We start from the raw sequence: 10,056 nt of genomic DNA, 5'->3' as shown, positions 1-10,056 counted from the left end.
AAAAATGGTTGGCTAGTTTTTTGGCGGACTTTTTTGTAAAGAAATGTAAAGATGAAAATAATTCAACTTTAGGGATAGGGAATTTTTTGCACATTATCGACTGTCGATAACTAAAACTGTTTAGTATTTCAATCAGGGAGGTGTCGCTAGGCATTATGAAATTTTGCATAAAAATAACCTAATTTGGACAATATCACTGATATTATTAACTTGCGTAAAAGGCCAAAATGTTCTAAACCCTACTAAGCTTAAGAAGCATTAAAAAAATAAAAATGTTCAGGCTGTTATACGTTTAACTATAGGAATTAAAGCTTGATTATATTGAATATCTTTTTCAAAATATAATTTACACATAATACAAAGGAGGTATAGGTGTTATTTTCAATTACAAGATTTATTGCTGGCGGATGTTTGCCACTTTTGGGGGCCTTTTCTTTTTGCAGTTTTTTATTCAAAAATTATTATATTGGACTCATATTTATCATTATTGGCGTTTTAGCTTACTATCTGGTATTTATTAAATACACAAATATTATTATTAATAAACATATTACAATTTTTAAAAATGAGTTTAAGGATGAGTTTGTGCGTTCAAATTTTTATTGCGATAAAACCTACAAAAATTTTATGTATTTTGATCGAATGAACAAACAAATCTGCTTTACAGATAAAGATACAAATAAAATTGTATCAAGGCTTAATTATGATGATTTATTCTCTGCTAAATTTAATTCTCATCCTTATGTTATTATGAAATTTAAATTAATAAACCAAGAGATAGAAATTAAATTTAATTATTTTTCAAAAGATTATATTTCATTAAGAACAAGATTTTCTCGATTAACAACTATTTATGAATAATTAAGTTATTTAGACAGTAATAACGTTGCTTTTAGTGTACAAAGTATCTGTTTAGCCTCAAAGATTCGAGGCTATCACACGAGTAATTTAAAAATATCTTAGAATTTGTTAATTAACGGTGTAGACGATAAGGTTCATCCACCACAATAAAATCTTTTTCTTGCATTGCCTCACTTATCCATTCTTTAACACTATGAGTTTGACAAATAGTGTTAATGTAGTTGGTTAACGTTGCCGATGTTTTGATACCGAAATTTTTTAGTCTTAAACACATTGGTGCATAGAAAGCATCAGCAATAGTAAATTCACCAAATAAGTAGTTAGATTGAGGTAAATTAAAATTTAAGAAAGAAGATAATAATTCATCAACAAGAGAAATTTCATTTTTGACATCAGCATGATCACGTAAAATAATTTGCCCAATTTCGAAAAACTCAGCTTCAATATTCATTGGTAAATGTTTTCTAATAGCAGAAAATCCTGAATGCATTTTAGCCACTAAACTGCGAGCATTAGCTCTTTTTTTAGTATCTATCGGCCATAAAGCTAAGTTGGGATGTTTTTCAGCCAAGTATTCACAAATAGCCAAAGAATCAGATATCACCACATCATTATCAACTAAAATTGGTACTGTACCATATTTCGATATTGAGGATATTGTTGCTTTAAAAGCAGATTTATCGTCAAGGTTATCAAATCTAACAAACTTTTCATCAAAAGGAATACCAAAGTGTTTCATTACAACCCAAGGGCGCATAGACCACGTTGAATAGTTTTTATTGCCTATATAAAGTTTGTAATTCACTTTCAATCTCCATCTAATTCAATAATATAAAGTTTGTTAATATTTATCTACTTGCTTAGTTTTATTGGTAAAGAATTTTAAGAATGATTATTTTTATTACAAATAAACCACATGAGTGCCTTTTTCGGGTTGAAAAGTAGCTTTGCCAAATTCATCTAAGAAATAAGCAATATGATCGGCTTTATCCCCTACTAATCGTCCTTTTACTTTGTTCCATGTCATGAGGACTATCATGGCATCAGGTTCACAGCAAATTAACATGGGTTGTTGAAATTCTTCGTTCCAATAAAATTCACCTCCGTATATTTTATGGGCGGTGAGCAATAAATAACATCCGTATTCTTGCGATATCATGTTGAGTTGTTCTTCTGGAATGCTAAAGTTTTTTTCAGCCAGCTCACTGATGATCATTTCAACAACCGTAATACTTTTTTCAGAGTAATCGAGCTGATTAATGCTCCATTTTGGACTATTTAATATCGCATTTTGTGCCCATGCTTCGATCTCTTGATATAATTCATTTTTTTGTTCAGTCATTTTTATTCACTTCGCTATTGAGTTTAATCTGTTCTAATTGCTTAACACTTTGCCACGCGTCTTCCATTTGTTCAAGCGTTGCATCAATTAAAGATAAGTTTTTTTGTTTGAGTATCGATTCTACTTGTTGAAATCGTCGGGTAAATTTTTTATTGGCTTGCTGTAAACAGAGTTCTGATTTAACCTTTAAATGTCTAGCTAAATTGACAGTCGCAAACAATAAATCACCAAGTTCTTCCTCAATTTTTTGTGGATCTTGTTTAGTGCGTTCTAATTCTTGCTCGACTTCACCAATTTCTTCTTTTACTTTATCAAGCACAGGTTTTATATCATGCCAATCAAAACCAACCGAGGCACAACGCTTTTGAATTTTTTCTGCTTGCATTAACGCTGGTATTGCTTGGGGTATATCGTCAAGCAATGAGTATTGCGCTTTTTGGTCTCGTTCTTTTTGTTTAAGTTGTTCCCAGTTAGTTTTTTCATTCTTTTTTTCAGTAAAAATATGAGGATGACGATAAACTAATTTATCTACAACCGATAAACAAATCTCATCCAAATTAAAGCTTCCTTGTTCTTGGGCTAAATCAGCATAAAAGACAATGTGAAATAGTAGATCACCAAGTTCTTTTTTTAGCTCATCCATGTCTTGTTTATCAATTGCATCTAAAACTTCATAGGTTTCTTCTAAAGTATACGATTTTAGTGATGCAAAAGTTTGTTGCCGATCCCATTGACAACCATTAACAGGATCACGAAGTTGTTTGGTTATGGCTTGTAAGCGTCGTAATGCGTTCAAAATATCTCTCATAAATCAATCATTGATTGAACTATTGTAAATGGTTTCATAGCAAAACGGTTACTCTTTTAAACATTGGCGCTTATATATTTTGCTATTATTGATAATTATTTCACCAAAAATAATAATATAAATTGTAAAAATAGCCCTAAATACGGAACTTCTAGCCGATAAATGTGAATTAAGTATATAATACCTGCTTATTAATTTAACGTTATTAAACAATATGAATAATTTACGCGAGCTTACTTTAAGAGGTACCATTCTCGGCGCTCTTATTACTGTTATTTTTACTGCATCGAATGTTTATCTTGGCTTAAAAGTTGGATTAACTTTTTCGTCAGCAATCCCTGCTGCAGTAATTTCAATGGCTGTATTGAAACTGTTTTCAGGTTCAACTATTTTAGAGAATAATATGGTGCAAACTCAGGCATCAGCAGCTGGCACTTTATCTTCAATTATTTTTGTGCTACCAGGGTTGTTAATGATTGGTTATTGGCAACACTTTCCTTTTTGGCTAACCTTTGCAATATGTGCCGCAGGCGGAATGCTTGGGGTTTTATTTTCAATTCCTTTACGTCATGTAATGGTCGTTAAAAGTAATTTACCTTATCCTGAAGGTGTGGCTGCCGCTGAAATTTTAAAAGCTGGCTCTAAAACCGATAATAATGAAGCTAATGATGGGCTAAAAGATATTTTATTTGGTGGCGTGATTGCATCCATTGTTAGCCTTTTTACTAATGGTTTTCGTGCGTTATCAGAAAGCACTGCTTATTGGTTTACTGCTGGTAAGTCTATTTTTCAACTGCCTATAGGGTTCTCATTAGCTTTACTTAGTGCTGGTTATTTAATCGGAATTATGTCTGGAATTGCTATTTTAATTGGTACTATTATTGGTTGGGTATTTGGCGTTCCAATTTTAAGTGCAATTACCGATTATGATACTAGTCAACCGTTATCTGAAGTTGCTATGGGATTTTGGGCAAAAGATATTCGTTTTATTGGTGCAGGGGTAATCGCAATTGCAGCCGTTTGGACATTACTCACGTTAATCAAACCGATGGCCGAAGGGTTAAAAATCTCGTTTAAAAGTATGCGTTCAGATGCGTCTGACAGTGATATTGCATCAACCGAGCGGGATTTATCACCTAAAACTATTTTAGTCATTATGGGCAGTATGTTAGCTATTTTGTTAGTGACTTTTTATAGCTTCATTGACAATAGTGGGTTATCAGCAGGCGTCGCTTGGACATTAGTTTTTTGCGCTGTATTATTTGCTTTTATTATGGGTTTTTTAGTGGCTGCCGCTTGTGGTTATATGGCTGGACTTGTTGGCTCATCAGCAAGCCCAATATCAGGAATAGCAATTGTTGCTGTGGTAGTCATTTCATTGATCTTATTAGGTTTAGGCGAAGCTAATGGTATGCTATCTTCTATTGAAGGTTCTAATTTTGCAACCGCACTTGCGCTCTTTACAACCAGTGCTGTATTGGCGATCGCTTGTATTTCAAATGATAATTTACAAGACCTAAAAACAGGTCATTTGGTTAATGCTACGCCTTGGAAACAACAAGTCGCATTATTACTTGGCTGTGTTGTTGGTGCAATTGTTATTGCGCCTATTTTAGAGATTTTATATAACGCTTATGGCTTTACTGGCGCTTTACCTCGCCAAGATATGGATGTAAGCCAAGTTTTAGCTGCACCACAAGCAACATTGATGACAACAATTGCTAAGGGAATTTTTGCTCATCAACTTGACTGGACGATGATTTTAATAGGACTTGCTTTAGGTGCTGCTATTATTATTGTTGATTTAATTCTTGCCCAAAATAAATCTAATTTTCGCATACCTGCTCTTGCTGTTGGGTTAGGCATTTATTTACCGCCAAGCATTACAACACCAATTATTATTGGTACTTTTTTATCATGGATAATTAAACGTAATGCGTACAAAAAAGCCCAAGCGCAAAATTTAGATCCAGAAGAACAATACCAAAAAGTTGATCGTAAAGCGGCGCTAATTGCATCGGGCCTGATTGTTGGCGAGAGTTTAGTTGGCGTGTTATTGGCTATTGTAATTGTGATTAGCATCACCAATGGCGGAAATGATGCTCCACTCGCAATACCGCTCGATTTAGGTATGTTACCACAACTTTTAGGGCTTTTTGTTTTTGTTGGTATATGTACGTTCTTTATCCGTCGTGCTTTATCAGCAATTAAGAAATAGTCCTATTGAATAATTAAATTTAAGCCCTTTTCGTTTCAACAAAGGGCTTTTTTGTTTAAATTGATTGTTTTATAACGTTCCTGATTTTAGATGATTAAAACAATTTTTATTAACCTACTTTATTTTGAATAATAGACAAAAATATCATGATAATTTTTGATTCAATCCAAGTGCGCCGAGGCGTTAACTTGCTTTTAGATAATGCATCAGCAACCATTAATCCTCAACAAAAAGTTGGGTTAGTAGGTAAAAATGGTTGCGGAAAATCGACGCTGTTTTCACTAATTAAAGGTGAAATTCAAGCTGATGCCGGCACGTTAAGTATACCATCGCAATGGCAACTTGCTTGGGTCAATCAAGAAACACCTGCATTAGATATCCCAGCGATTGAATATGCTATTGATGGTGATCGTGAATATCGTCAATTAGAAAAGCAGTTAAATATTGCCAATGAGCAAAATAATGGTCAACAAATTGCGGTCATTCATGAAAAGCTTGATACCATAGATGCATGGACAATTCGTGCACGAGCTGCAACATTATTACATGGATTGGGGTTTTCTAATGAGCAATTAATGTCACCCGTTAAATCCTATTCTGGTGGTTGGCGAATGCGATTGAATTTGGCACAAGCGTTAATGTGTCGTTCTGATTTATTATTGCTTGATGAACCAACCAATCACCTTGATTTAGATGCTGTCATCTGGCTTGAAAAATGGCTAAGCAACTATCAAGGAACATTAATCTTAATTTCTCACGACCGTGATTTTTTAGATCCTTTAGTCAATAAAATTATTCATATTGAACAAAAAAGTTTATTTGAATATACGGGCAATTATTCCTCCTTTGAGATCCAACGTTCAACTAAACTTGCTCAACAACAGTCTCTTTATGAAAGCCAACAACTCAAAGTTGCACACTTACAAAATTATATCGATCGCTTTAGAGCCAAAGCAACAAAAGCTAAACAGGCACAAAGCCGTATAAAAATGCTAGAAAGAATGGAACTGATTGCACCTGCTCATGTTGATAATCCATTTCATTTTAATTTTAAGCCATCTGAATTCTTACCAAGTCCTTTGTTAAGGATGGAAAAAGTTGTAGCGGGTTATGATGATAAAATTATACTAGAAAAAATTAAGCTTAATTTAGTCCCTGGTTCACGCATTGGCTTATTAGGACGCAATGGTGCTGGGAAATCAACACTGATTAAATTACTGGCCGGAGAACTTGCACCTAAAGAAGGCCATATTAATCTCGCTAAAGGTGTTCAATTAGGCTATTTTGCTCAACATCAATTAGAATATCTACGCCCCGATGAGTCACCACTTTGGCATTTAACGCAACTTGCCGAACCGAAAAATACAGAGCAAGAACTACGTAATTATTTAGGTGGATTTGATTTTCAAGGCGACAAAGTCACCGAGCCAGTTAAAACTTTCTCGGGTGGTGAAAAGGCGCGACTTGTTTTAGCTTTAATTGTCTGGCAAAAACCAAATCTTCTTTTATTAGACGAGCCAACCAATCATTTAGACTTAGATATGCGACAAGCTCTAACTGAGGCATTGATTGATTTTGATGGTGCATTAGTGGTGGTGTCACATGATCGCCATTTGTTGCGTTCGACCACCGATGAATTCTATTTAGTCCATGATCATAAAGTTGAACCATTTGACGGCGATCTTGATGATTATCAAAAATGGTTAGCCGAAGCACAAAAAGATGATAACCAATCAAATGACGAAATAAATTCACCCAAAAAAGAAAATACAAGTAATATATCAGCTCAAGATCGTAAAGAGCAAAAACGTAAACAAGCTGAATTACGTGCACAAATGCAGCCAATAAAAAAACAGTTACAAAAAGAAGAACAGATGCTTGATAAATTAACCCATCAATTAAAGCAAATTGAAGAACAACTGTCTGATCCTGCAATCTATGATGCGAGCAAAAAAAACGAACTTACAACTTTGTTACTAGAGCAAAGCCAACTTAAAAATCAATTAGAAGAAACAGAACTACAATGGTTAGAATTACAACAACAATTGGAATCGTTTAACTTAGATTAAATTGATCATTTCGGTTAATAGGCTTGAGGTAATGGCTATCCATTGTCTATAAGCCAGCTATTTAAATTCATAGGTTATCCTCGCCAATGTTATCGACGATATCATAGATGTACATTTTTGCCTGTTCAAAATCATATCCCTCAATACCAAAAACGGATGTGCAAGATATCATACCTTCAAGTATTAACATAATTAGGCAAGATGCTTGTTCACATGACTTTGTGCCTCCTAGACATTCAAAAATCCTATCTTGAATCCACTTTTTATGTTCACTAACAATAGCGCATATTTCTTCGCTTTTATTGTTATATTCTGACTTGGCTCGTACAAACATACAACCACGGTAATTATCATTCTTAAACCATTTTATATGCCATGAAATAATTGCATTGATTTTGTCTTTTTTTTCAGAAAAAACAGCGATAACATCTGTAAGTGATTTTTTAAAACAATCATTCCGCCTAAGTAACACTTTACTTACAAGCCCATTTTTGTCACCAAAATATTTATATAATGTTCTTTTTGATACACCTGCATTTTCTGCAATAAGCTCTAAACTAACAGGATGATAACCATATTCATTAAACAGCGATTCAGCCGCAGCAAGTATCATATCAACAATTTCAGGCTTCAATTTCATTTTTTATTATTTGTAATTGCTAGAATATTTTTGATTCTATCACAACAACTCTAATATAGTTAATTATAAATAATGTTTGACCTTTATAGTTAATAAACACACATTAAGTAAACGAGACAGTTTACTTAATAGACTTACTAGTTTTATTAAAATCCCACATTAACCAAACAGGAGAGATTTATGCTAGAAAAATTAAAAGGAGGAGAGGTGATGTCACCTAAACCTAACGCAGTAGCTATATTGAGAGGATTTATTGGGGGTGCTTTAGGGATTTTAACTTTGCTCGTAATCACTCAGTGGGGAGGTACATTAGCAATTATGGCTCCATTTGGTGCAACATGCGTCTTGTTATTTGCTGCACCTAAATCTCCATTAGCACAACCAAGAAGTGTTATAGGAGGGCATTTTATTTCGTCTTTTATAGGTGTGTTGTTCATTAATTTATTTAGTAATGGAATTATACCGATAGCATTAGCAGTTGGGACATCTATCGCATTGATGCAGTTACTACGTGTAGTTCACGCTCCAGCTGGTGCAAACCCTATTCTAATCATGATGTCTGGAATTACTAACTATTCATTCTTGATAACACCAGTACTTATAGGTTCGGTTTTATTAGTCATGGTTGCTTTAATAGTTAATAATATAGGAATCGAAGCACGTTGGCCTAACTATTGGTTGGGATATCACTTTGATATGGGTAAAAGAATAAAAAAATCTAAAAAAGAATAGATTGCCTGTATTATATTAATAATAAATTATGATCCTATAGTGGTTTTATCTACCTTGGCAACTCACTTTGATTAAATATATTAGAAACAGAACTATTATTCTCAAATTCTGGAAAGGCATTATATTTCTTTCATAAAAACAAAAACCACAAGATAGACTCTTGTGGTTTTCTAAAAGATACAGCTAATTCAGTGAAAAACTATATCAAAAGATTAGCTCTTTTCAACTTGACTAAAATCTAGCTCTACAGGCGTTGAACGTCCAAAAATAGAAACCGATACTTTTAAGCGACTTTTTTCGTAATCAACTTCTTCTACTACACCATTAAAGTCAGCAAATGGACCTTCGTTAACACGAACAAGCTCGCCTGGTTCAAATAGTGTTTTAGGGCGTGGTTTATCACCTATTTGTTGTAAACGATTCATGATAGCATCAACTTCACGTTGGCTGATAGGCGCTGGTCGATCCGAAGTACCACCAATGAATCCCATTGTTCTTGGTACACTTTTTACTAAATGCCAAGTTGCATCATTCATCATCATTTCAACTAGCACATAACCAGGAAAGAATTTGCGTTCACTTTTACGGCGTTGACCACTTTTCATTTCAACAACTTCTTCAGTGGGTACTAAAACTTCACCAAATGCATCTTCCATATTATGTAATTTGATGTATTCACGTAATGATTGTGCAACCCTCGCTTCATACCCAGAATAAGCTTGAATAACATACCATCGCTTTTGTTGTGTTTCGCTCATATTAACGCCCTATTGATGTTAAATAAAAGATGACTAAACGGAATACTGTATCCATCCCCCAAAGCGCTAAACCAACAAAAAGTGTAATAGCTGCAACAAGTAAAGTTGTTTGTGCTGTTTCTTTACGTGTTGGCCATACAACTTTTCTTAATTCTTTTCTAGATTCTTGTAAAAATAACAAAAATGACTTACCCATGTTTGTTGTAATCGCAATTAACAGCGTTAATAACGAAATTACAACAACTGCAATAATCCGAACGATTGTATTAGGTTGATATATATCATTTGGTTCAGCAAAATAAAAATTTCCCCAAACAACAAATGCAATCAATACTAAAACTAAACACCACTTAAATTTGTCTAGAATAGTATTTGAATCTTGACTCTCGTTACTTACTAGCATATAAAACCCATAATTATGTTATTTATAGTAATATCTATTTTCCAAAATGCTCTTTTATCAAAAACATTTTGCTAAACAGACTAGATAAGAAAGGGCATCTATTGATACCCTTTCTATTGGTAGCTAATACTAGATTATTTAATAACCCTAGCAACAACACCCGCACCAACAGTACGACCACCTTCACGAATCGCAAAACGTAAGCCGTCTGCCATTGCGATTGGG

10 protein-coding genes and 1 pseudogene are annotated in these 10,056 nt (G+C 33.8%); 4 read left to right on the top strand and 7 right to left on the bottom strand.

Annotated features, from left to right (window positions below; translation table 11 throughout):
• Positions 1 to 372: 372 nt before the first annotated feature.
• On the top strand, positions 373 to 861 hold the full coding sequence (locus J6569_RS10635; RefSeq protein WP_296302169.1) for a hypothetical protein: 489 nt from the start codon (positions 373 to 375) through the stop codon (positions 859 to 861).
• 112 nt (positions 862 to 973) lie between these two features.
• On the opposite strand, the gene J6569_RS10630 is transcribed toward J6569_RS10635, so the two are convergent.
• The 3 genes from J6569_RS10630 to mazG all read right to left on the bottom strand — a co-directional run bounded on the left by J6569_RS10630 (position 974) and on the right by mazG (position 3,011).
• Positions 974 to 1,666, bottom strand: a complete 693-nt coding sequence (locus J6569_RS10630; RefSeq protein ID WP_218055792.1) for a glutathione S-transferase family protein — start codon at positions 1,664 to 1,666, stop codon at positions 974 to 976.
• Positions 1,667 to 1,762: 96 nt separating this feature from the next.
• Positions 1,763 to 2,203: a hypothetical protein gene (locus tag J6569_RS10625; RefSeq protein ID WP_034913613.1), complete on the bottom strand. Its 441-nt coding sequence runs from the start codon at positions 2,201 to 2,203 to the stop codon at positions 1,763 to 1,765.
• Positions 2,196 to 3,011: a nucleoside triphosphate pyrophosphohydrolase gene (gene mazG / locus J6569_RS10620; protein WP_296318415.1), complete on the bottom strand. Its 816-nt coding sequence runs from the start codon at positions 3,009 to 3,011 to the stop codon at positions 2,196 to 2,198. The genes J6569_RS10625 and mazG overlap by 8 nt, the downstream gene beginning before the upstream one ends.
• A 190-nt stretch (positions 3,012 to 3,201) precedes the next feature.
• On the opposite strand from mazG, the gene J6569_RS10615 reads away from it, so the two are divergent.
• Together J6569_RS10615 and J6569_RS10610 are read left to right on the top strand one after the other, a co-directional pair.
• Complete coding sequence (locus J6569_RS10615) at positions 3,202 to 5,229, top strand: oligopeptide transporter, OPT family (protein ID WP_366941274.1); 2,028 nt, start codon at positions 3,202 to 3,204, stop codon at positions 5,227 to 5,229.
• Between the two features lie 146 nt (positions 5,230 to 5,375).
• The gene (locus tag J6569_RS10610) at positions 5,376 to 7,298 is read left to right on the top strand and encodes an ABC transporter ATP-binding protein (protein WP_296318413.1); all 1,923 of its coding nucleotides are present in this window, start codon (positions 5,376 to 5,378) and stop codon (positions 7,296 to 7,298) included.
• A 67-nt stretch (positions 7,299 to 7,365) separates the two neighbouring features.
• Here the strand turns inward: J6569_RS10610 and J6569_RS10605 are convergent, their stop codons facing one another.
• Positions 7,366 to 7,938 carry a TetR/AcrR family transcriptional regulator gene (locus tag J6569_RS10605; RefSeq protein WP_065560458.1) on the bottom strand — a complete coding sequence of 191 codons (573 nt, stop codon included), beginning with the start codon at positions 7,936 to 7,938 and terminating at the stop codon, positions 7,366 to 7,368.
• Positions 7,939 to 8,118: 180 nt separating this feature from the next.
• Between J6569_RS10605 and J6569_RS10600 the strand changes: the two genes are divergently transcribed.
• On the top strand, positions 8,119 to 8,670 hold the full coding sequence (locus J6569_RS10600; RefSeq protein ID WP_296318412.1) for an HPP family protein: 552 nt from the start codon (positions 8,119 to 8,121) through the stop codon (positions 8,668 to 8,670).
• Between the two features lie 212 nt (positions 8,671 to 8,882).
• Here the strand turns inward: J6569_RS10600 and nusG are convergent, their stop codons facing one another.
• The 3 genes and pseudogenes from nusG to J6569_RS10585 form a co-directional block, all read right to left on the bottom strand.
• Positions 8,883 to 9,428 carry a transcription termination/antitermination protein NusG gene (nusG, locus tag J6569_RS10595; protein ID WP_034913625.1) on the bottom strand — a complete coding sequence of 182 codons (546 nt, stop codon included), beginning with the start codon at positions 9,426 to 9,428 and terminating at the stop codon, positions 8,883 to 8,885.
• A gap of 1 nt (position 9,429) precedes the next feature.
• A complete protein-coding gene (secE, locus tag J6569_RS10590; RefSeq protein WP_034913628.1) occupies positions 9,430 to 9,831 on the bottom strand; it encodes a preprotein translocase subunit SecE in 402 nt (133 codons plus the stop codon).
• Between the two features lie 134 nt (positions 9,832 to 9,965).
• Positions 9,966 to 10,056, bottom strand: a pseudogene (locus tag J6569_RS10585) (elongation factor Tu); the annotation flags it as partial.

The sequence above is a fragment of the Gilliamella sp. genome, from assembly GCF_024104075.1.
GTDB classification, from domain to species: Bacteria; Pseudomonadota; Gammaproteobacteria; order Enterobacterales; family Orbaceae; genus Gilliamella; species Gilliamella bombi.
This window is presented reverse-complemented; position numbering and strand designations above follow the sequence as displayed.